Source organism: Leptospira licerasiae serovar Varillal str. VAR 010, assembly GCF_000244755.1.
Classification (GTDB): Bacteria; Spirochaetota; Leptospiria; order Leptospirales; family Leptospiraceae; genus Leptospira_B; species Leptospira_B licerasiae.
In genome coordinates this window covers 146468-167261 of the sequence record NZ_AHOO02000013.1, presented here as the reverse complement: position 1 = coordinate 167261, position 20794 = coordinate 146468, and the positions used below count along the sequence as shown (strand labels likewise).

Here is a 20794-nt window from a genome sequence, read left to right as displayed (position 1 = left end):
CGGACTCCTAGTCTCTTCTCACTTTGTTGATGGTCACAGGGGAACGCCGAGTGACGCGTGCGCCTTTGGCTCTGAATTGGTATAAAGCAAAAGCAAGTATGATTGCGATGATGATGATCGCTTTTTTATGTTCGGAGAAAAATCCAGCAATGGCTCCCTGCTCTTTTTGTTCCGCAGCCTTTCTTTTCTCTTCTTCTTTTTTCTTATCGTCGCCGAGTTTTAGGATCTCTCCCAACTTCTCTCGGATAGAGATATCTTCTTTAGGTAGGGAAGAAGCGGTCGCATCGTAACCGGGCAAATTTCTCGGACTTAAATTCGTTTCTTCATTCAACCAGTACGGCTTTTGGATCTCGGCAGTAACCTCAGGATTCGAAACTTCTTTGTTCAGGTTCCTTTCGGTAGTTTCGGTCTGTCCGTTACCGTTAGGATCTCCTGAATTTTTTCCCTGAGTTGGATCTTCCGGTGCGATTTCCGGATCCACTTTTTTCTTAGTTTCAGATTCTTTCTGCTCAGTCTCTTTGGACTCGACTACCTTCTTCTTTTTACCTGCATTCTTCTTTACTTTTTTCTTTCTAGAAGCTTTTGCAAGAGGGGTCTTTTTGGAAGAAGTGGTTGTCTTCTTAGGTTCGGAAACCTTATCCAAAAAATCGATTTCTTCTCCGTCCTGTCCGAAAATCGGAAGGGCTAAGGAAATGGATAGAAGGAGGCATAGGATCTTATTCATGAGTCGCACCGGTTATTACTTACTATACCTATCGGAAAAAGGGAATTACGCCTCTTTCTCTTTTTCCTTCTTTCTTAAAATCGTGCTGGAATTGAAGGTAACGTTCGTGTCCTTAGCGATTGCTAAAACCACGGATTCGTTATTGTCCTTAAATTCTACAACCTTTCCATGGATCCCGGAAGAAGTGATGACAACATCCCCTTTTTGTAGGCTCTCTATCATCGATTTTCTTTTCTTTTCCTCGTTTCTTTGAGGACGGATCACGATAAAATACAGAATGATGAATAGGATCGGAATGAATAATAGGGTATTAAATCCCCCACCTTGCGCTCCAGCCGGATCCGCTTGGGCTAATAAAAATAGATTTTGAAAATTGCTAAGCATGATGAAACCTGTGTTTCCTTTTTTGGTCCTTTTTGAGACCAGTATTTTCCTTTATTATCCCTTGGTAATTAAATTTTGAAAGAAGGCGCCTGTTTTTCCAGAAGCCAACTGTTCTAATGCGATTTTGTATCCATCTAGGATAGAAGGGGCTTTTCCCAAGGTGAAAAGTCCAGCTCCCGCGTTCAAGGCAACCGCGTGGGCACCCGCAATCTTTTCCCCTGCAAGGATCTTTCTAGCTAAGGATTCCGCTTGGTCGGGACCGTTTGTAAATACTTCCGCAGGATCCGGATCCTTTAGACCTAAATCTTTAGGATCGAAGTCCTTTCTGGAGATGATCCCGTCTTCTAAAAGAGTATAATCCGTTTTTTCAAAAATGGAGAATTCGTCCAGTCCGTCTCGAGAATGACATACTAGGGCTCTTCTCAAACCCAAACCTTGCAATACCCGGATAAATGTTTCAGTCAACTCAGGTTCATACACTCCAATGATCTGGTACTGAGGAGAGAATGGATTACTTAGAGGTCCGATCATATTGAATAAGGTCCTAAAGCCCAATTCTTTACGGACCGGCGCTGCAAACTTCATAGATGGATGCCACATCGGAGCGAATAAGAAAGCAAATCCGTTATCAACCAGATGGGACTCCACTTCTTCTTGGGTCTTCTCCGTATTATAACCGAGTCTTCCTAGAATATCGCTGGAACCTGTATGAGAAGAAACGGAACGGTTTCCATGTTTTGCGACTTTGATCCCTAAGGAAGAAAGAACAATTGCGGAAAGTGTGGAGATGTTTACCGTACCCTTCCCGTCTCCTCCCGTTCCGCAAGTGTCCAGCATATCGAAAGGAAAAGCTGTTTTAGGTTTAAGCGCGTTACGGCGAAGAGCCAGACAAAAACCCAACAGTTCGTCTACGGTTTCTCCTTTTGCTCTCATTGCGGTCAAAAAAGAAGAAAGTAGTATCTCGGATACTTCTCCTTTCATTACAGAATTGATCGCGGCCTCTGCCTCCGCAACGGTAAGGTTTTTCTTTTCTAAAACTTTGATGATAGCTTGTCTAATTTCCATTTTTACCGAAGGCCCTCCGTATGGAGCTGTAACGAATCACTTCCCTGTTCGAGATCAGATAACGTATTCCGGAAAGTACAGTGATCAAAGTAGTCAAAAGCATTCCGAAGTACGGAACAAAACCGCCCAATCCGAATACAAGTTCGTTCCAGCCGGGGGCACCGTTTTCCTGCCAAACCTTGACGAATGCAACTGCGTTTTCGGAAGCGATCCCAAAAACGGTCATACCTGCAAGTTTCCCGCTTTGGTAGACTTCGTTGATCAAAATTCTTTTATTCGAAGAAACTAATATAAAGAAGATCAGAATTAGAATAATAGCTCCCATCTGAAAGGCGGTCTTTACCTTTCCAAGCATGGTGGTTCGGATGGATTTTCCCAAACGGATCGCGAGATAACGTAAAGTTGTGATCAGCATATCCCTTCCGATAATCAGTACGACCATCCAAAGTTCAATTTGCTCGTGCAGAAATATGAATGTGGTAAAACAACCTACTACGATGATCTTATCAGCGAGTGGATCTAAAAATTTTCCGAACTCGGTCTCTTGTTTCCATTTTCTGGCCAGGTAACCGTCTATAAAATCTGTAATAGATGCCAAAGAGAATAAAACCAGAGCGGCAATATGATACGCCTGTTCCTTCTGGTATAAAAACCAGATAAAAAAGGGAAGAGAAGCCACTCTCAGTACTGTAAGAGCGTTGGGTAAGTTTATATTCGGATTCAAGATGCCAACCAAGTTCCCATCATGTCGTATTCGTAAAAAGATTCGATTTTCACTTTTCCGATCGTTCCAGGCTTTAAAGAAGGATCTTCCACATAAACCACTTCGTCTATTTCCGGAGCGTCTTGCAAACGTCTTACAATAGCAGTGTTCCCTTCCAGTCCATCCACGATCGCTGTATAAGTCTGACCTATCCTGGATTCATGGATCTCTTGCAGGATTTTCAAATGGGCATCTCGGATCAGGTTGATCCTTTTTGCCTTCTCCTTATCCGAAACTGTTTGGGTTAGATCCGCACCTTTGGTTCCTTCTTGGGGAGAATAAGAGAATAAATTCAGTTTTTCCGGGCGAGTCTCTTCCACAAAACGTAAGATCTCATCTACATCTTCTCCGGTTTCACCGGGGAAACCTAGAATAAAGGAAGTTCTGATCTCTAAATCGGGTCTCACTTCCCTCGCGAGTGAATATAGATCCTTAAATTGGGAATATCCTCCGCTTCGATTCATGCTCTTTAATACTCTTTCGGAAACATGCTGGAGTGGAGATTCCAGATAAGGAGCGATCTTAGGAATTTCTCCCATAAGCCTCAGGATCTTTTCGGTCTTCTTGTCCGGATATAAATACAATAATCTTAATATTTCAAGTTTCTCAACTTCCGAGACCGCTTTGATCATATCCAAAAGTTTATCGGAATCTTTTCCGTAATACACAGTATCTTGGGAAACTAGACAGATCTCTTTTGCACCTGCTGCAATCGCTCTTTTAGTATCTCTTAAGATCTCTTCCAGAGGAGAATCCACGAATTTTCCACGAAGAGAAGGAATAATACAGAATGCACATCCTCTATTACAGCCGTCCGAAACTTTTACATACGCATAAGGTTTGGAATAGTTCTCTATCTCGGGAGAAAGTTTCATTCTTTCCACTATATCCGAGTTAAATTCGGTTTTTGCAGGAGAAGAAATTTCCCTACGGAAAGCTTCTTTAATGATCCGTCCTGCTTGGGAATATTTGCCGGTCCCAAAAACAAGATCCACTTCGGGAATCTCTGCAGAGATATCCTTAGGATATCTTTCTGCAAAACATCCTACAACGACTAACTTCTGCCCTTCTTGCTTTTTAGCGTGAGCAGCACCCAAAATAGTCTGGATAGTCTCTTCCGTAGCGGAGCGGATAAAAGTACAGGTATTGATCAGATGGAAATCGGACTCTTCCGGCTTAGTCGCCGGAAGAAAACCTTCTTCCAAAAGGGAATGGTGCATGCTCATGGAGTCCACGGTATTTTTGGGACATCCAAGAGTGGTGATGTAGAACTTTTTATCCAAACGAAGCCTTACTCGCCCAACTCCTTAATGATAAACTGAGTGCTATCGTAAGGGTTTGGTGTTTTTATATAAACTTTCTTCACTAATTTTCCAGGACGGCCTAAGACCACTTTCGGTTTTCCGTTTTGGATCATCTCCACCGCGGAACCGTCTCCTACTTTGATCTCTAGACGATCTTTCGCTTCTAAAGCTTTATTCTCTCCACCTTGTACAAGACCTCTGAATCCCATCTGACCATCTATGATAAACTCAGCATAGCTTGGTTTAGAGAAAAATAATGTAACTTGGATCGGAACGTCGCCTAAAGTTTTGGTGGAATCCTCCCCTTGAGGGTTAGGCTGAACGGTAGTCCCTTGCTTTTCTTCCTCACTTAAGGAAACCAAAACTTTTGCGGAACTTCCGGTCACACTTTGAGCGGATATTCGGATACTTCTACGTAAGGAAGAAATTTCCGGAATAGAATAGCTGAGAACTTTTTCCTGTCCTTCGGACAATCTAAACTTATAAACGGTCAGTTCAGGATACACATTGAATGCAAGGACAGCAGTGTTCGTATCGGATCCTTGCTCTACGGAAGAGATGAAAAGTTTGCACTGTTGGTTAGACGCGCTGAAACTCACACCCTGGTTCGCAGTTAAGATAAAACTTTCAGGTCTTGTTTCCGGAACGGAACGATTGATAAAATCTATATTTTCGGGGATCTCCAACCTTCTTCCGCTTTCTTCCGCGACATCGTCGTCGGAAGAAGTCCCATCAACGAAGGTATAAAGAAGGACTGCTGCAATCGCAACCATCAGAACGGAGATCGCGGTGATCAGTTTGTTTTTATCGAAATTTAGATCATAATAAAAGTTAGAAGTAGGTTTAGTGAGTTCTTCCAAAGGAGCTTGGGACTCTTCAATCTTCTCCCCTCTGTATAAATTGATCAGCATCCCCGTGTCTAATTTTAAGTAACTACCGTAGTTTTTTAGGAAACCTATGGTAAAAGTCTCTCCGGGAAACTGAGCATAGTCCTCTGTCTCCAATGCAAGAATGTACTTAACGGAAATATTCGTATCCTTGGATACGTCCTTTACAGTGAGCTTTTTTTCTTCCCTAGCCTCTCTAAGGATTTGCCCTACTCGTTTCTGATTCAATTTCGCTCTCCTTTCCTAGGAAGATTTATTCTTCCGAAACCAAGGGGTTATTTACGATTTTAGAATTACCGTCCGGACGGAAATTAAATACTCCATCCTCGATATCCGCATTCGGATCCAATCCGAAAAATTCCACAGTGGTGGTCTTACCTCTTCCGTCGCTTGCAACCGCCTTTTTGATAAAAGAAGTTTGCGCATCCACATAGAGGGTCATAGTTTCGTAACCGCCGATCTTCTCTCTTTGTTCCAATGCCAATACGAAATATTGACGGTTGTCTTTAGGAGAGATCTGAGGTTGTTCTATGGATTCGAATTTATAATGATATTTTCTGAAAATCCTGGAAAGACCTTCCTCCGTCATGGGGGAAAAAATAGGACCGGATTTATTAGATTTATTTAATGTAAGATCCTGTTTGCCGGCTGCATTCAATCTTTTGATGAAGATCCAAAGAGTTTTGCCGTCGGAAACGATCTCGTCCCCGGAAGGATCCGAGAATTCATATTTGATCTTTCCACCCTTCTTATAATAGCAGACACCCTTTTTAGTGACTACTTTTTTGTTCGCTTCCGTTTGGATCACGAAATCAGCCTTATAAGATTTCAGGTCGGAGAAAGTTTTTCTGACCTTTTTAACCACCTCAGAAGGTGAATTCCAATGGTGTTTCGCGGAAGACTGAGCGCCCACAGAGAAGCTGCCGAATAAAGCGACAATTCCGAGGGCTATAAATATAGAACGATTGCTTAAGGTATCTTTCATTCTCAGGTAATGCAGGGATTTTTTTCCAGGATGGCGAGTATCCGCCCCCCTGTCACTTGGTTTCTTTTCCCGGCCTGGAAATTCCTAGACCGGGTCGAATTTTTACGCGGATCTTAAAATTTCCCGTCCCTTAGATCCCAGGATCGGAGAAACGTATCCCCTTTCTTCCATTAATTCCATGATCCGAGCAGCCCTGTTATAGCCGATTTTCAAACGTCTTTGCAAGTAGCTCGCACTTGCTTTTCTATCCGTTCTTACGATTTCCCAGGCTTTGTCGAATAGCTCTTCGTCCATCTCTTCTGCAGATTCTGATTCGGTTTCTTCTTCCAAATCGAATTCTACATAGGTAGGAGCTCCGTATTTTTTGGCCTCATCCACGATCTTCTCGATCTCTTCTTCCGAAATGAATGGAGCCTGGATCCTTGCAAGGTCCGCAGAAGTGGGAGACTTGTAGAGCATATCCCCCTTTCCGAGAAGCGACTCGGCGCCGTTCATATCTAGGATGATCTTAGAGTCCGTTTTTTGGGCCACATGGAATGCGATCCTTGCAGGGCAGTTCGCTTTGATAAGACCAGTGATGACGTCCACGGAAGGTCTTTGGGTTGCCATTACCAAGTGGATCCCGACCGCTCTGGACTTCTGGCTGATTCGAGTGATCGCATCTTCCAAATCCTTTCCGGAAACCATCATTAAGTCGGCAAGCTCATCTATGAACACCACAAGATAAGGCATCTTATTATAACCTTCTTTGTGATAATGTTCTTCAACCTTCTCGTTATAAGAACGGAAGTCCCTACATTTCAATTGGGAAACGGCCTCATAACGAGCTTCCATTTCCTGGATCACCCAGGAAAGGGATTTAGTTGCTTTGCGAGCATCCTTGATCACAGGCATCAGAAGATGAGGAATATCCTCGAACAAAGTGAGTTCCACCATCTTAGGGTCTATCATGATAAAACGAACTTCTTCCGGAGAAAGGTTCAGAACGAGAGAAGCAATCATCGCGTTCAAACAAACCGATTTACCTGAACCTGTCGTTCCTGCCACAAGCAAGTGAGGAAGTTTGTTCAGATCGATAGATACCAACTTACCGGAGATATCCTTACCGATCACGATATTCAGATCCTTTTTAGGTTTAGGTGCTAAAGAAGAACGTAATATATCTCCAAGGAAAACATCTTCTCTATGTTTGTTTGGAACCTCGATACCAATCGTGGATTTACCCGGGATAGGAGCGACAATCCGAATATTTTTAACGGCAAGATACATTCTAAGCTCGTCCGTCAAAGAAGTGATCCTTCCCAGTTTCACACCGGGAGGAGGAGTAAGTTCGTAACGAGTAATGATAGGGCCCCTTTCCCAGGCCACAACCTTAGCTTCATAACCGTATACTTTCAGCGCGTTCTCAATCTCGAAGGCTACCTTTTCCGATTCTACTTTGAAAAGTGCGTCTTGAACTTTCGTAGGATTACTCTTCAAACGATTCAGAGGGATATGATAAACGGAACGTTTGGAACGGAATACCGGAACCATAGAAACAGGGGTAAAAGGAAGTTCGGATTGTTTCGGTTTTTCCGATTTTTTCTCTACAGAGGATGTTGGAACTCCTAGAACGGGAGGAGAAGGTAATGTATTCTGAATTGCCACCTCCGGTTCGATAACCGCTGGAGACTCCACTACTACCTCGGAATCTTCTAAATCTTCGGAGTCGTCTTCCGCTTCTTCCTCGTATTCTTCCGAATCTTCCAGTTCCTGGCCTTCCTCGTCGGTCCATTCTTCTAATTCATCGTCTTCTTCCCGGAAGTCTTCGGCTTCCGCAGAAACTATGTTTGTTTCCGAGATGGATCCATGAGTAAATTTGTGTGAGACGATTTCTTCCTCAACTTCTTCCGACTCGATCATCTCGAGCGGAACTTCTTCTTTTTGGAAAGAAAGAACTGCAGAACTTTCGCTCCTAAGATCCAGGATCTCCCAGGCTTTTTTAGAAGAAGCAGCCGGAACTTCTTCTTTTCTTTCCTGAACTCCGTAAACTTTTTCCACAAGACGAGTAGAAGCGCTTTGGAATTGGAAGATCTTTCTATCATCCTCAAAAAAGCCCTGAAGAAGACCCGAATTTTTATACTGCACGTTAGATTCTCTTAGGTCTGCAACTTTGGAATTCCCTTTTGCTCTTTGGATATAAGATTCTAAATTAGCGGGATTTTTCACCGGGTTTTGTCTCTCCAAAGAAGGTCCCGAAACTTCTCTGCGAAACCAAGGAGGAACATTTTCTTCCGAAACTTCGGTGCTTGTTTCTTTCCAAGAACCGACTGAATTCATCATGCCTGCAAGACCTTTGGACCAATCAGTGGACTTTGCTTTCGCAAATGCAGGTTCGTAATTTTGGATTTCTTCTTCTTTTTTGGTTCTTCCATTCATATAGCCGGAAAGCCATTGCTCCTTCCAGTCCCGGCCGCTCTGTGCAAGAAGCCTTCCTAAAAAATGGACCGGAGATTCGTTTAGATAAACAAGTATACCGTAAAAATAGACAACAAAATGGATGAGAAGTCTTCCTGTAGAACCAAGAAGATATTCCAAAGCAACCGCTAATGCTTGGCCGAGAACTCCACCGTTAGACGCGAATGGAACGGTGGAAACGTTCCCGAAAACATTTAAGCTAACAGCGACTGCAAGTAAGAATAAAGGAATAGTAAGAAGTTTGTTAGTAACGTCCTGAGCAGGTTTTGCAAGGAGAATCCCGCCGGTCAGGATCAGCATGATGCCTGGAACAAAAGAAGCATTCCCGAATAAGTATAAAAATCCCCAAGAAAGATAATGACCCAACCTTCCGAAAAGGTTCGCCTCCACTCCATTCTCGGCGATGGTGAAAGAACCCAAGGAAAGTGTCAGAAAAATCCCGGTAAAAAGCAGAAGATACGGTAATGCCGCTCGTCCCTTTTCCCAAATCGCTATATTTTGTCCGATAATTTGGTCCTTTCTATCCATACTCCGTAAGCATCGGCAGAAAGTGAAAATCTGAAAAGAGACTTAATTCAGGGAAAAGAGACACGGAGTAGAAAAAGGCGCAGCGTTGGACTTAGCACGCAGAGCCGCGAAGGCGCCGAGATCTTAGGAATACAAATCCCCAAAATCTTCCTCTCCGCGGCTTTGCGCCTCTGCGCGCCCAAAAAGAGCTGCAACTCTTCCAATCTCCGCGTCTCAAAAACCGGTGCTACCGAAACCACCTGCTCCCCTTTCGGACACAGGAAGTTCAGTCACAAGTTCCCAGTCAGTGTGCCAGGTACGTCGGATCAAAAGTTGCGCAATCCTAGTCTTGTCCTCTAAAAGATAAGGCTCTTTTCCCAAATTGAGTAAAGGGACCATCAATTCTCCTCTATAATCCGAGTCGATAGTACCAGGAGTATTCGGGATCAAGATTTTAAATTTAGTCGAAAATCCGGAGCGAGGTCTGATCTCGAAATGAAATCCTTCCGGGATCGCAAAAGAAAGCCCGGTAGGAACCAAAACAACTTCTCCCACAGGTAATTCCAAATTGGAATCCAAACATGCTGCGATATCGTAACCCGCGGAACCGGAAGTTTTGATCTCAGGTAGAAGCGCCTTCTCTTTTAGTTTTTTAACAGGGATTTTCATTTTAGTAAGAATAGGATCCAAAAATGGATTTTATTTTTTGTTCTTCTTTCGGTTTTAATTTAGCCAAAACGGAAAGATGTAATTTAGGAAGTGCGAATATTTTGCGAATCTTTTGATTGATCTCTTCTTCCGTTACGGAATGGATCTCTTTGATCCTGTCCTCTAAAGAATTGTATTTACCATAATACAATTCTTGGAAAGCGATATTGTTCATTCTACTTTCAGTGTGCTCGTAACCTATGGAAAGACTTCCTTCGTGGTTGGTCTTTGCATCCATCAATTCTTGGGACGTTACTCCCTTATCCACAAAAAGTCTCAGTTCTTCCAAAATAAGTTCCAGACTTTCGGTAAATCTTTCCTTGGAAGTAGAGCAAACGATCGAATTGATCCCTATATCGCGATAAGAGGAAGGATAACTCGTAATATGATAACATAGCCCTTTTTCTTCTCTGACTTTTTGGAATAAACGAGATGACATTCCCCCGCCTAACACATGTGTTAGAAGTGAAAGTCTAGTAGCATCGTGGAAATTCCGAGGAAAACCTTCTCCGCCTAAAATGAAATAGGCTTGTTCCGTCTCCTTATTTCCTTTGCGAAAATATCCGAATTCTTTCTTAGGAGTTTCGAATGTTCCCTCTTTTCCCTTTTTAACGGAATGGGAGAAATATTTGGAAACCAGATTGAATACGAACTCAGGCTCATAATTTCCGGAAAGAGAAAGTATCATATTCTCCGGATGATAATAGGTCTCGTAAAACTTTCTGAGGCTGGAAGAAGTTACACCTCGGATGGAAGACTCCGTACCGATAATATCTCTTCCTAGGGAATTTTCTGAAAATAGATTATTATAATAAAAATCGTGGATCGCGTCTTCCGGAGAATCTTCATAACCTTTCATTTCTTCCAAGACAACTTCCGCTTCCGTGCGTATATCTTGCTCTCTGAACAAGGGCTGGAACATCATTTCTGAAAGTAATTCCAAGCCTAGCTCCAGATCTCTGGAAGCTAAGGTTGCATGAAAGTAAGTGTATTCTCTGGAAGTGGCCGCGTTAGAGTAAGCTCCTACTCTTTCCCAATCTTCCGCTTGTTGTTTTGCAGTTCGCTTTTCCGTATCTTTGAAAAGCATATGTTCCAGAAAATGACAGTAACCGGCAGTTTCCAAAGTTTCAGACCTGGATCCCACTTTTACATACACTCCCATGGATACGCTTACCGAATAAGGAGCTCTTTGGAAAAGGACTACAAGCCCGTTCCCTAATACTACTTTATGATTTTTTTCTTCTAGAAAAACCAATGGACCACCCGGCGAAAAAGTTTCGCCGGTTTAATTTACTTCAAACTTCGAGAGCGTCTCTTCTGGAAAGATCGATCTTTCCGGTCTTATCCACGTTCAATACGCGGACACGGATAATCTCACCTTCTTTGACGACGTCCTTAACTGAATTCACACGCTTGGAATCCAATTTGGAAATATGGCAAAGTCCTTCTTTGCCCGGTAGGATCTCCACAAAGGCGCCGAAATCGGTGATACGTTTTACTTTGCCTTCGTAAATTTTTCCAACTTCTACTTCCGCGAAGAATCCTTCCACCATGCCGGCAGCTTTTTCAGCCTGCTCCATGTTGGCCCCGGCAATCGTCACTTTTCCGTCGTCGTCTATATTGATATCCGCTCCGGAAGCTTCGATGATCCCGCGAATATTTTTACCGCCTGGACCGATCAGTTCCCCAATACGATCTTTCGGAATATATTTAACGATAATCCTAGGCGCTGTGCGAGAAACGCTGTCCGCCGCTTTGGAGATGGATTTTTCCATCACGTCCAGTATATGGAAGCGAGCTTTTTCAGCCTGAGCGAATACTGCCTCTAGAACGTTAAACGCAACACCCGTTACTTTTAAGTCCATCTGGAATGCAGTGATCCCTTTTCTGGTTCCTGCGATCTTGCAGTCCATATCGCCAAAATGATCTTCTAACCCTGCGATATCGGATAATACCGCGAATCTTCCGGATTCGTCGGAGAATAATCCCATTGCAATTCCGGAAACTGCAGATTTGATCGGAACTCCTGCAGCCATCAAAGCCAAAGATCCGGAACAAACGGAAGCCATGGAAGAAGATCCATTGGATTCCAAAATTTCGGATACAACTCTGATCACATAAGGGAAATCGTCCTGCTTAGGAAGTACTAGTTTTAAAGCTCTTTCTGCCAGGTTTCCGTGACCGATCTCTCTACGACCCGGTCCGGAAGATCTTCTCACTTCTCCCACTGAAAAAGCAGGGAAGTTATAATGAAGCATGAAGTTCTTTTCTTTTTGACCTTCCAATGTTTCGTAACGTTGGTTGTCTGCGGCAGTTCCCAAGGTCACAGTTCCCAATGATTGAGTTTGGCCTCTAGTAAACACCGCAGAACCGTGAACTCCTGGAAGAGGACTCATCTCCACACTGATATTTCGGATCTCGTCCAACTTTCTTCCGTCGAAACGAACTCCTTCTTTTAATACCTGCTCTCTTACGATCTCGTATTCGAGTTCATGTAAGAAGTTTTTGATATCCTTGATCTTTTCAGATTCGGTTACCGTCTCTTTGAAATGTTCTACGATTTCTTTGTTTGCATTAGAGATTTCTTTATTACGAGAAGCCTTATCCGCTGTTTTGTTTGCGGAAGAGATCTTATCGAATGCGAATTTGCGGACCTCGCCCAAAAGAGTCTCATCTTTTACTTTGAGTTTAACTTCTTTTTTGACAACTGCCAGCTCTTTCGCCCAGCTCTCTTGGAGCTCAACGAATTTTACGATATGTTGGTGAGCGAACTTTAAAGCTTCCAACATTTCTGAGTTGGAAAGTTCTTTTGCCTCACCTTCTATCATTACGATATGGGTTTTAGTTCCTGCAACTACCAGGTCCAGATCGGAATTCTGGATCTCTTTGTTGCCTGGATTGATAACCAATTCTCCGTTAATCCTTCCTACTCTGGCGCCGGCAATCGGACCATTGAAGGGAATATTAGAGATCGTTAATGCTGCAGAAGCAGCGTTTAAAGCGTGGCCTGCTGTGGAAATTTCGTTATCCGCAGATAGAACGGTTACCTGCAATTGAACTTCGCAGAAGTATCCTTCCGGGAAAAGTGGGCGGATCGGTCTGTCGATGATCCTTGAATTCAGAACCTCATGCTCGTAAGGTTTTGCTTCTCTCTTAAAATATCCGCCTGGGAATCTACCTACCGAGTAAACTTTTTCGGAATATTCGCAAGTTAACGGGAAGAAGTCTTGGCCTTCTTTAGGTTCGTCTGCGGCACAAACAGTTGCTAATAAAACTAGATTTCCGGTTTTATATACTACGGACCCGTGGGCTTGCTTCGCCCAATCTCCCGTTTCGAGAGTAATTGAATCACGGCCAAATTGGCCAGTTATAGTTTTAGCCATGAGGAACTCCTTACTTGCGGAGTCCGAGAGCTTCGATTAGTTTTTTATAACGTTCTAGATCAGTACGTTTTAAGTATTCTTGTAACTTTTTACGCTTGCTGATAAGTTTAAGAAGACCTGTTTTAGAATGAAAATCTTTCTTATGAGTTTTAAAATGCTCGTTAAGATCTTTGATTTGAGCGTCTAGAAGGGCGATTTGAACTTCCGTTGAACCGGTGTCCCCCTTTCCTTTTGCAAATGTGGAAATAATTTGCTTCTTCTGTTCCGTAGTTACCATAGTTTGATTGTACCTGTTGCCAATTTTCGAGGGCCTAGCCCCCTGTCCAAGCTAAATTTTAGAAAAGACCTTCAAATATTTATAAGAAAGGCTGCCAGGAAGTCCTTCCCTCCTACAATATGCCAAAATCTCTCCTTCCGGGGAGGTAAGTAGGAACTCCTGCGCGGGGATCCAGTCCAGTTTGATCTTTTTCCCGTGAAAAACGTCTTTCACCTCGGTGCTGGGAATTTCTACCGAAGGAATGTCCAGGATCTCTTCTGGCGGATGTATGATTGCTTTTCCAAGCAGCAGAGCCTCGTATGTGTCCGCCTGCTCCAGTTTAAGTTTTCCCACCTTAGTCCTATTCAAGGACTTAAGGCACATCGGGATCCCGGCTTCTTCCGCTATGTCCATGACAAGTTTACGGATATAAGTACCGCCTGAGACTCTTGCCCTTAGTTTGAAACCTTCGGGACAAAAATCTCCCGCTTCGAATTCGAATATTTTGATCTTACGAATGCTTGGTGGAACAGAGATACCTTCTCTAAATAACTTGGCTCTTCTCTGTCCTTGCACCTTGAGTGCGGAGACTTCAGGCGCGATCTGCTCTTCCCAACTCGAAACTTTGGACAGTATCTCTTGCAATTTAGGCAGGGATTCTAAATACCATTTCTGGATCTTAGGAGTTTCCCAATCTTCTACGACTAAACCTTCTCTGTCTCCGGAGTCAGTGGAGAAGCCGAATTGAACATCCGCCTCGTATTCTTTGTCTTTGCCTAAAAATACTTGAGAGAAACTAGTAGAAGTGCCTACAGGAAGGACCATTAAGCCGGAAGCTGCCTTATCCAAGGTGCCGGTATGCCCCACTTTTTTGAGTCCGAGAGTCTTTTTGGCCTTTAAAACCAGATCGGAAGAAGTCATTCCAATCGGTTTATCCAAGAGTAGAAATCCGAATTCAGTCCGGATTTGTTGGTTTTCTCGTAAGTCGGAGGGATTCATCTAAACCTTGGATATATTCTTCGTCCCAAACAAAACTCATCCTGGGAGTGATCCTAAGATTGAGTTTTGTGGAAAGAGTCGCGGCAAATTTACCCGAGGCGCTATTTAATCCAGCGAGTAATTTTTCCTTTTTTTTGTCAGTACAGATGGCTGTAACGTAAACCTTTAGATTTTTGGAATCGTCCGAGAGTTCCGATCTGTGAACGGAAACCATATGGACCCGAGGGTCCTTGACTTTTCCGGCCAGGATCATCATGGCGACGGTCCGAACCGTCTCCGCTTCGATTTTCCTTTTACGGATCGGATTCACTCTAATACTACTCCAGTTTCCGTTTTACTACTGTGACTGTATAAGCTTCGATCGTATCGCCTACTTTGAAGTCGTTGTAGTTTTCCAACTGGATACCGCATTCGAAATTGTTCACCACTTCGTTGACCTCGTCTTTGAATCTTCGAAGAGACTTGAGTTTTCCGTCGAATACCTGGACTCCATCGCTGATCACGCGGATACCGGAAGCTTTTGTGATCTTTCCGGAAGTAACCATACAACCTGCGATATTTCCGATCTTGGAAACTTTGAAAACTTCTCTGATTTCTGCAGTCCCGATAACTTCTTCGATCCTTTCCGGCTCGAGAAGTCCTTCCATCGCCATCTTGATCTCGTCCACAACCTGATAAATGATGTTGTAGTATTTGATCTGAACGCCTTCTTTTTCGGCGAGTGCAATGGTCTTAGGATTCGCACGAACATGGAAACCGATTACGATCGCGTTGGAAGCGGATGCAAGCATCACGTCCATATCCACGATAGCTCCCGCTCCGGACTGAATTACGTTCAGTTTTACATCCGAAGTGGAAAGTTTTTCCAATGCTTCTTTGATCGCTTCCGCAGAACCACGAACGTCGGCTTTGATAATTACTTTCAGTTCTTTTAATGCGCCCTGTTTGATGAACTCGTTCATGTTTTCCAGAGTGACTTTGGAACCTGCAGCTCCCGCGTTTCCGATTCTTTCGAATTCGATACGGTGTTGGGAGATATTTCTTGCTTCCTTCTCGTCTTCTACCGAATCGAAAGGTGCTCCTGCATCAGGAACTCCGTCTAGTCCAGTTACCTGAACAGGGAAAGCAGGTCCTGCTTCTTTGATCAGATGACCGTAATCGTCATACATCGCACGAACTCTACCGGAGAATACACCGGCAACAAACGGATCACCTACTCTTAGTGTTCCGTTTTGGATAAGAACTGTAGCAACTGCTCCTCGGCCCGGATCCAGTTTCGCTTCTACAATCGTACCTTTTGCCCTACGTTTAGGGTTCGCTTTCAGATCCAGAACTTCCGCTTGCAGAAGTACGGATTCTAAAAGTTTATCGATCCCGATATTTTCCTTCGCGGAGATCTTACAATACATCGTGTCCCCGCCCCATTCTTCCGATTGGAGTCCATGGTTTGCGAGTTCCTGCATGATCTTATCAGGATTTGCAGTAGGTAGATCCACTTTGTTGATTGCAACAATGATAGGGACTTTTGCATCTTTCGCGTGAGATAATGCCTCTAAAGTCTGAGGCATTACTCCGTCGTCCGCAGCAACCACTAAGATCACGATATCCGTAACCTTGGCTCCCCTTGCTCTCATAGATGTAAACGCTTCGTGACCAGGAGTATCCAAGAAAGTGATTTCCCCTCTGGAAGTTTTTACCTGGTAAGCACCAATATGCTGCGTGATTCCACCGGATTCGGTATCGATGACGGAGGACTTACGAATAGTATCCAACAGTTTTGTCTTACCATGGTCAACGTGACCCATGATGGTAACGACTGGAGGTCTATGAATATAATCTTCCGGACTATCTTTTTCTTCGTCGATCAGAGTTTCTTCGTATAGAGAAACTACTTTTACCTTACAACCGTATTCGTCCGCGAGAATCGATGCAGTTTCCGCATCGATGATATTATTGATGGTCACCATCATTCCCATTTTCATGAGTTTACCGATGACATCACCCGGCTTAAGATTCATTTTCTTAGCCAGCTCTCCTACTTGGACATTCTCCAAAAGAGTGATCTCTTTCGGTACAGAAACTCCTGTAGGTCCGCTTACCTTAGGTTTTCTGTAAGACTGACGGAAGAATTTAGAATTTTCAGAACCTTCCTGACCTTCTGGTCTTCCGCCTCTATCTTTATCATTACGTTTTTTACCGGAAGGAACTCCTCTTCCGCCTTCTGCAGGTCCTAAACCTGGAGGTGGAGTTCCTGCACCTGGGCCGCCTCTAAATCCGCCGCCCTGACCGGGGCCTCCTCGGAAACCACCGCCTTGGCCGCCACCTGGACCACCACGGAATCCGCCGCCCTGTCCACCTTGGCCTCCACGATAGCCGCCACCGCCTTGGCCACCCTGGCCTCCACGATAACCACCACCGCCTTGACCACCCTGGCCTCCGCGATAACCGCCGCCACCTTGACCGCCTTGGTAACCACCACCGCCTTGACCACCCTGGCCTCCGCGATAACCGCCGCCACCTTGACCGCCTTGGTAACCGCCACCGCCTTGACCACCCTGGCCTCCGCGATAGCCACCGCCACCTTGACCGCCTTGGTAACCGCCGCCGCCTTCACGGTTTTGGTAACCTTGGTTTCCTTCGGAACGGTTTCCTCGGTAATTTCCACCACCACCTTCACGGTTTTGGGTAGGGAATGTTGGTCTCTGGCTTGGACGAGATACTATAATATTATTGTCTTCTCTTTGGAAAGGGGTTCTACCTTCTCCAAGTATATGTTCCGGAGGAGCAGATCTAGGAACCGGAGGTTCTTGGCGAGTGCTTGGTTCTGGAAATAGAGGTTCTTTTTTAGGAGTAGGAGTAGATTTCGGGGTACTTGGACCAGAAGAAACTTCGGGAGCAGGTTTATTTGGAGCCGGTTCCGCCGATGCTTCTTTCTTTGCAGAAGTAGAAGGCGTTTTTTCGTCCGGCTTCTTTTTGATCACCAGCTTCTTCTTCTTACTTGCGTCAGCAGAAGCAGAGCCCTGGAGCTTTTCCTTGATTGATTTATTCTTTTCTTCCATATAATGTCCTGGTCAAGTACGCGATGTACTGAAAACGGGTCCTAAAGCTTAACCCTCAAATCGAGAGATTAGCTCTCCTCCACCCACTCTACTGATTCCGCCAATATCCTTAGGATTTGTGCGGCAGTAGTCTGTCCTATGCCGGGGAGTTTTGCCAAGTCGTCCTGGCTAATCTCGATCAACGTCTCAACGTTATTGATCCCTGCGCTCCTTAATAGGCCGATTAAACGGGTAGAAAGTCCAGGTAAATCTTCTAGAGCGGTTGCTCCATCATCATCGTCCTCTTCTTCCGTAGCGACAGCTGGAGGACTGAATAGTTTATCCAATCTCTCTCTCGCTTCCGGAGAAGAAAATTCTTCGTTATACTGGGCTATTGTTTTGATATCGATCCTATATCCGGTTAACTGTGACGCCAACTTTACATTGGAACCGTTAATCCCGATTGCAAGAGATAATTGTTCTTCCGGAACGATTACCATTGCTTCTCTACCTACGGAATCTGCCTTTACATCGTAAGGTTTTGCCGGAGAGATCGCATTTGCGATAAACTCTGTCGGGTCCGAAGAGTATTGAACGATATCTATTCTTTCGTTTCCTAATTCCCGAACGATGGACTGGATACGAACCCCTTTCATACCAACGCAGGCTCCCACAGGATCTATATCTCCTCTGGTAGCATAAACCACTACTTTGGTACGAATGGAAGGTTGACGAGCCACGTTAACGATCTCTACGAGTCCATCGTAGATCTCCGGGATTTCCATTTCGAAAAGTTTACGAACGAAGTCGGCAGATGCTCTGGAAAGAGTGATTACTGGGATCGGCTCTCTCGGACGAAGTTCTACTTTTTGAATGATTGCTTTTAGGCGATCCCCGCTATGGTATTTTTCTCCGGGGTTTTGCTCACGCTTAGGCATAATACCTTCGACCTTACCAAGATCGATGGACATTGCGTCCTTTTTCCAACGTTGGAAATATCCGTGAGTCAGTTCGCCTTCTTTTGCTTTGTATTCTTGATACAAAAGTTCTTTTTCCATATCTCTCAAGCGTTGGAATACCATTTGTTTTGCTTGAGATGAAATGATCCTGGAAAGCTCCATCGGCTTTTCTTTAAAATCCAGAACCTCTCCCACAGTTGCGTTAGGATAAACAGCCTTAGCATCTTCTAAGGAAATTTCCAAACCGTTTTGCGGAGCGGAATCCACAACTTTACGGGATACTATGATTACTACATTTTCTCCGTCACCAGAGGAAGCAAATTCTACCTTGATAGGATTTTCTTCTTCTTCCAGAGTTTCTATGCCTGACTTCTTTTTGTACGCGGTAATCAAGGAATCACGAATGACTCCCATCACGGCTTCCCTATCTAGAGACTTGTCGGCACAAAATTGTTGGATCGCTTCCAACAGATTGACTTCGACTTCTTTCTTCTTAACTGCCATAATCAAATACTTACGTACAAATTTCCTTTCAGTATATCCTTCAATTCCAGAATGACTTCCTTTTTTTTAGCACCTTTTGTCTTCCTCTTGGAAAACGGTTCTAAAAAGATCCTGTCTTCTTTCCTATCCAGAATCTTAAAGATTCCTTCTTTATCGCCCGACCCTTCCGACTTAAAGACGAGTCGCACCGGTATTCCACGGAATCTATCCAGATCCTCGGGAATCACCAGTTTTCTTTCCGCACCAGCGGAAGAAACTTTGAGAGTATAGTTCAGATCCGGTGAGATCTGCTCCAACTCTTCATTCAGTTTTCTGGAAACTTGCTCACATTCCAGAAGGCTGACGGAACCGTACGGGTGTCCGAGGTGATCCAGCTCTACCTCGATCAGCGTATGGTTTGGCCTTTGGCTAACCATGAGTGCATACAGCTTGACGGGAGTGAGAAGGATTCGATCTAAGATCGTTTCGATAACTTCTTTACTGACTGTCACGCCGGCCTTACAGAGAGTCTCTGAACCGCTTCGTTTTGCCTCAAAAAAGAGGAAAATACAACCTACAAAAGTCCGGATAATCCGAATTTTTCAGGCTTCCCATACAAATTCAATGGGTGGTTCCCGATACCAATTCAAAATATTTTTGGCTAACCCTAGTGTAAAGTAAAAAATACGCCCTGTTCCGAGCCATCCTCTTGTTACGAACGAAATTGCTTGTTTTCTTATACTAAAAAGAAGGATGGTAACGAAATGTCCCGGGCAAACCAAAAATACCTTCCTTTTTTCTTATGTTTTATCTTTGTGATGGGAGCTTGCTCCAAATTCCGAGTGGATGATTACAATCCCTATCTATACGGAAGAGTTAAATTAGGAAAAGATTTAAAAGAATTACAAGTGAGCATAGTCAATCGGGTTCCGACGAATGTTCCAAACCAGGTGGCGGTTGCCTCCGGGGTCATTTACGTTCCGGACTTCGAACAATCTTTGATCAAAGCATTCAACTCGGACGGAGATCTGAAGTTTGTAATCGGAAACTCCAAGGAAAAGCAAGACAAAGTCAAAACATATAATATCAAATTGGGAAGGATCGGATTAGTCACCGTTTCCGATGGGGATGATATTTACGTTCAATCCAGAGTTTCTAAGGAAGACGTAAAGTCAGACAAAGCGGCCGAAAACATTTACACCAAAAAATCCGGAGAGTTTCGCACGGAAGCGGAAGAAGCTGTCCCTTCCGTGATCTTAAAGATAAACGATTCCGGAAAACTGTCCCAAACAATCTACGCCGATGGAGCGGGAGGTTCTATTCCATTCGGTTATGTGGAAAGAATGGAAGCCGGGAACAACGATCTATTATTCGTTTTTCATAGATATAACGGAGCTATGAGACTCAGCATTTTCGACGAATCGGGAAAATTAAAACAGAAGGTAGAAGGTTCCGACTTCAAAGATTCTCTGAACCAAGGAGAAGCTTATACTTGGTACGTGGATTCGTTTATCTCGCATCCTGATGGAGAATATATACTCGGTTCTTTCAGCTTTTACGAAACCAAATCCGGAAGATTCAAAAATAGAAAGATCTTAAAATACGAACTCAAAGACAAAAGGATCACTCCGATCAAAGAGATCCAGGATCCTTCCGAAACGTTATATTGGGTGTTAAACAACGATAACTTTTTTATCTGGGAAACGGAAGTAGAAGAAGGGAATTCTATCCGATTACAAGTCCACGACGAAGACGGAAATCATGTGAATAATATCCGCCTCAACTACCCTCCACCTCGCGGGCTCTGGAGGGAAACTTGGATGGATACGAACGACGAGATATACTCTATGAAGATCAGATCCGGTTATTTAGAGATCCATAAATGGAAATAA

18 protein-coding genes are annotated in these 20794 nt (G+C 44.0%); 1 reads left to right on the top strand and 17 read right to left on the bottom strand.

Annotated features, from left to right (window positions below; genetic code table 11):
• Positions 1-7 precede the first annotated feature (7 nt).
• The 17 genes from LEP1GSC185_RS16660 to rimP all read right to left on the bottom strand — a co-directional run bounded on the left by LEP1GSC185_RS16660 (position 8) and on the right by rimP (position 19351).
• Entirely contained in the window at positions 8-724 is a 717-nt protein-coding gene (locus LEP1GSC185_RS16660) for an SRP-less Sec system protein (RefSeq protein ID WP_008592904.1), read from the bottom strand.
• A gap of 45 nt (positions 725-769) precedes the next feature.
• Complete coding sequence (gene yajC, locus LEP1GSC185_RS16655; protein WP_008592322.1) at positions 770-1108, bottom strand: preprotein translocase subunit YajC; 339 nt, start codon at positions 1106-1108, stop codon at positions 770-772.
• Between the two features lie 54 nt (positions 1109-1162).
• Positions 1163-2173: an anthranilate phosphoribosyltransferase gene (trpD, locus tag LEP1GSC185_RS16650; protein ID WP_008592656.1), complete on the bottom strand. Its 1011-nt coding sequence runs from the start codon at positions 2171-2173 to the stop codon at positions 1163-1165.
• Positions 2163-2897 carry a CDP-diacylglycerol--glycerol-3-phosphate 3-phosphatidyltransferase gene (gene pgsA, locus LEP1GSC185_RS16645; protein ID WP_008592086.1) on the bottom strand — a complete coding sequence of 245 codons (735 nt, stop codon included), beginning with the start codon at positions 2895-2897 and terminating at the stop codon, positions 2163-2165. The genes trpD and pgsA overlap by 11 nt, the downstream gene beginning before the upstream one ends.
• A complete protein-coding gene (rimO, locus tag LEP1GSC185_RS16640; RefSeq protein ID WP_008592244.1) occupies positions 2894-4219 on the bottom strand; it encodes a 30S ribosomal protein S12 methylthiotransferase RimO in 1326 nt (441 codons plus the stop codon). Before rimO ends, pgsA begins: the two co-directional genes overlap by 4 nt.
• 8 nt (positions 4220-4227) lie before the next feature.
• Positions 4228-5355 carry a helix-turn-helix domain-containing protein gene (locus LEP1GSC185_RS16635; protein WP_008592330.1) on the bottom strand — a complete coding sequence of 376 codons (1128 nt, stop codon included), beginning with the start codon at positions 5353-5355 and terminating at the stop codon, positions 4228-4230.
• Between the two features lie 25 nt (positions 5356-5380).
• Positions 5381-6112, bottom strand: coding sequence for a LolA family protein (locus LEP1GSC185_RS16630; RefSeq protein ID WP_008592858.1), 732 nt, complete (start codon positions 6110-6112; stop codon positions 5381-5383).
• A 102-nt stretch (positions 6113-6214) separates the two neighbouring features.
• On the bottom strand, positions 6215-9097 hold the full coding sequence (locus tag LEP1GSC185_RS16625) for an FtsK/SpoIIIE family DNA translocase (protein ID WP_008592757.1): 2883 nt from the start codon (positions 9095-9097) through the stop codon (positions 6215-6217).
• A gap of 213 nt (positions 9098-9310) precedes the next feature.
• Positions 9311-9745, bottom strand: a complete 435-nt coding sequence (dut, locus tag LEP1GSC185_RS16620) for a dUTP diphosphatase (RefSeq protein ID WP_008592672.1) — start codon at positions 9743-9745, stop codon at positions 9311-9313.
• Position 9746: 1 nt separating this feature from the next.
• Complete coding sequence (locus tag LEP1GSC185_RS16615; RefSeq protein ID WP_008592426.1) at positions 9747-11039, bottom strand: M16 family metallopeptidase; 1293 nt, start codon at positions 11037-11039, stop codon at positions 9747-9749.
• Positions 11040-11079: 40 nt separating this feature from the next.
• Positions 11080-13167 (bottom strand): polyribonucleotide nucleotidyltransferase, encoded by a 2088-nt coding sequence (gene pnp / locus LEP1GSC185_RS16610; protein WP_008592511.1) that lies wholly within the window; start codon positions 13165-13167, stop codon positions 11080-11082.
• Between the two features lie 10 nt (positions 13168-13177).
• Positions 13178-13444 carry a 30S ribosomal protein S15 gene (gene rpsO, locus LEP1GSC185_RS16605; RefSeq protein WP_008592355.1) on the bottom strand — a complete coding sequence of 89 codons (267 nt, stop codon included), beginning with the start codon at positions 13442-13444 and terminating at the stop codon, positions 13178-13180.
• 51 nt (positions 13445-13495) lie between these two features.
• Entirely contained in the window at positions 13496-14422 is a 927-nt protein-coding gene (truB, locus tag LEP1GSC185_RS16600; protein ID WP_008592269.1) for a tRNA pseudouridine(55) synthase TruB, read from the bottom strand.
• A complete protein-coding gene (gene rbfA / locus LEP1GSC185_RS16595; protein ID WP_008592500.1) occupies positions 14379-14732 on the bottom strand; it encodes a 30S ribosome-binding factor RbfA in 354 nt (117 codons plus the stop codon). Before rbfA ends, truB begins: the two co-directional genes overlap by 44 nt.
• Positions 14733-14739: 7 nt before the next feature.
• Positions 14740-17481 carry a translation initiation factor IF-2 gene (gene infB / locus LEP1GSC185_RS16590; protein WP_008597272.1) on the bottom strand — a complete coding sequence of 914 codons (2742 nt, stop codon included), beginning with the start codon at positions 17479-17481 and terminating at the stop codon, positions 14740-14742.
• Between the two features lie 68 nt (positions 17482-17549).
• Entirely contained in the window at positions 17550-18923 is a 1374-nt protein-coding gene (nusA, locus tag LEP1GSC185_RS16585; RefSeq protein ID WP_008592894.1) for a transcription termination factor NusA, read from the bottom strand.
• 2 nt (positions 18924-18925) lie between these two features.
• Positions 18926-19351 (bottom strand): ribosome maturation factor RimP, encoded by a 426-nt coding sequence (gene rimP / locus LEP1GSC185_RS16580; protein ID WP_232298466.1) that lies wholly within the window; start codon positions 19349-19351, stop codon positions 18926-18928.
• Positions 19352-19666: 315 nt separating this feature from the next.
• Here rimP and LEP1GSC185_RS16575 point away from each other — a divergent pair, with 315 nt between their 5' ends.
• The gene (locus LEP1GSC185_RS16575; RefSeq protein ID WP_008592099.1) at positions 19667-20794 is read left to right on the top strand and encodes an LIC_12708 family protein; all 1128 of its coding nucleotides are present in this window, start codon (positions 19667-19669) and stop codon (positions 20792-20794) included.

Excerpts from the sequence above, each read along its gene's own strand:
- rpsO (WP_008592355.1), bottom strand. The coding sequence starts at position 13,444 with ATGGTAACTACGGAACAGAAGAAGCAAATTATTTCCACATTTGCAAAA.
- LEP1GSC185_RS16630 (WP_008592858.1), bottom strand. The coding sequence starts at position 6,112 with ATGAAAGATACCTTAAGCAATCGTTCTATATTTATAGCCCTCGGAATT.
- LEP1GSC185_RS16625 (WP_008592757.1), bottom strand. The coding sequence starts at position 9,097 with ATGGATAGAAAGGACCAAATTATCGGACAAAATATAGCGATTTGGGAA.
- yajC (WP_008592322.1), bottom strand. The coding sequence starts at position 1,108 with ATGCTTAGCAATTTTCAAAATCTATTTTTATTAGCCCAAGCGGATCCG.
- dut (WP_008592672.1), bottom strand. The coding sequence starts at position 9,745 with ATGAAAATCCCTGTTAAAAAACTAAAAGAGAAGGCGCTTCTACCTGAG.
- LEP1GSC185_RS16660 (WP_008592904.1), bottom strand. The coding sequence starts at position 724 with ATGAATAAGATCCTATGCCTCCTTCTATCCATTTCCTTAGCCCTTCCG.
- LEP1GSC185_RS16575 (WP_008592099.1), top strand. The coding sequence starts at position 19,667 with ATGTCCCGGGCAAACCAAAAATACCTTCCTTTTTTCTTATGTTTTATC.
- truB (WP_008592269.1), bottom strand. The coding sequence starts at position 14,422 with ATGAATCCCTCCGACTTACGAGAAAACCAACAAATCCGGACTGAATTC.
- infB (WP_008597272.1), bottom strand. The coding sequence starts at position 17,481 with ATGGAAGAAAAGAATAAATCAATCAAGGAAAAGCTCCAGGGCTCTGCT.
- nusA (WP_008592894.1), bottom strand. The coding sequence starts at position 18,923 with ATGGCAGTTAAGAAGAAAGAAGTCGAAGTCAATCTGTTGGAAGCGATC.
- trpD (WP_008592656.1), bottom strand. The coding sequence starts at position 2,173 with ATGGAAATTAGACAAGCTATCATCAAAGTTTTAGAAAAGAAAAACCTT.
- pnp (WP_008592511.1), bottom strand. The coding sequence starts at position 13,167 with ATGGCTAAAACTATAACTGGCCAATTTGGCCGTGATTCAATTACTCTC.